General features: G+C 58.2%; 1 protein-coding gene. It reads right to left on the bottom strand.

Annotation, left to right across the window (positions count from 1 at the left end; translation table 11 throughout):
• Positions 1–481: 481 nt before the first annotated feature.
• Positions 482–925, bottom strand: coding sequence for a DUF6328 family protein (locus ACK6C6_RS24495; RefSeq protein WP_409269785.1), 444 nt, complete (start codon positions 923–925; stop codon positions 482–484).
• Positions 926–1,254 lie beyond the last annotated feature (329 nt).

Here is a 1,254-nt window from a genome sequence, read left to right as displayed (position 1 = left end):
TGCAAAGCCCGCTCAGTTAAGTCTGAGCGGGCTTTTTGCTTTTGTGGCTTATGCTCGAGAAGCTCCGGCCGCTCTGCAGCGAAGTGCGACTGCGCCGCCGGTGCCCGGCTTTGGGCAAAAAAAAGCCCCGGTCATGAACCGAGGCTTCCGCCCGACCGGTTTCCCGGCCAGGTCCCAGCTGTGCGACACCGCAACCCGGTGGGAGGCGTGCCGACTAGCTCGCCCTTGCCTTTACGCGCCGAAGTCGCCGGTACTTTGCACGGCTGGGCCAACACTCACCACCGTAATGCTCCCCCCCGATATCGGAACTTCGGGTTGGCGAATGCAGCCCAGTTCAAAATACTCCCCGCGTCATGCAGGCTGACGTGCTTCGACCATAGTGCCAGGGCACGGTTCAATCGGATCCCGATTGATGTCGCAGCACTGATTATCCGGCCGCAAGAAAACTCATCTGTTCGACAACTCACATAAGCGAAAACGCTCAGGGACGCCGGTTTTTACGAGTCATTGCGCGCGCCCGGCGCGGGACGTAGAACCACAAACCCGACAATAGCAAGAGCGTTCCCAGCGCAGCGGCAACGCTGAGCATCATGCGTGCCGACATGCCCGCCGTAACGATATGAATGACCGTGAACATGTCCAGGGCCAGGCCGATCGCAAGCGGGCAGAGCGCACCGCGAATCATTACCGACGACAGCTTCACCATCGCCCCCGTGGCGTGGCCCCGGCAGGTGCGGTAGTAGATCGCCGGCGTCATGACCATGGCGACGGAAACGATCACCATGATGAGCGCCGCGGCATGGCAGGCCTTCGCGTAATACGCCAGCTCTTCGAAGCGATCGTTGAAGACTGCGATCGTCTGGAAACCAAACAAAGCCTGGACACCAGGAAGAACGACACGCGCCTCTTCAATAATATTGCGCATCTCTAGGTCATCTGGATCATTCGCCTGGTCAATTTTTCCATGGTCAAACAGTACGCGGAAAACCTCCTTCCTTCAATGTCCACACGCCTAGACCCACTATGGAACGCGGAGGCCTGGACGCCAAGGAGAAGCTTGCAGCTTCCTTTGTACAGTCGCTTCCGGCCAACGATGCCCTTGCCGTTCCACACCGGGTTTGCTATAGTCTCGTTTCTCCGACGCACACCGCAGCTTTTACAGCAGCGACAGCGAAAGAGACGAGGGGTTGACGAGTTAAGCGAAACACTGCATAATCTCACTTCTCTGCTGCTGACGAACACAACGCTTCGTAC

Source organism: Massilia sp. BHUDP2, assembly GCF_046236355.1.
GTDB classification, from domain to species: Bacteria; Pseudomonadota; Gammaproteobacteria; order Burkholderiales; family Burkholderiaceae_D; genus Telluria; species Telluria varians.
The sequence above is the reverse complement of the archived record's forward strand: the minus strand, read 5'-3'. Positions and strand labels throughout refer to the sequence as shown.

Excerpts from the sequence above, each read along its gene's own strand:
- ACK6C6_RS24495 (WP_409269785.1), bottom strand. The coding sequence starts at position 925 with ATGCGCAATATTATTGAAGAGGCGCGTGTCGTTCTTCCTGGTGTCCAG.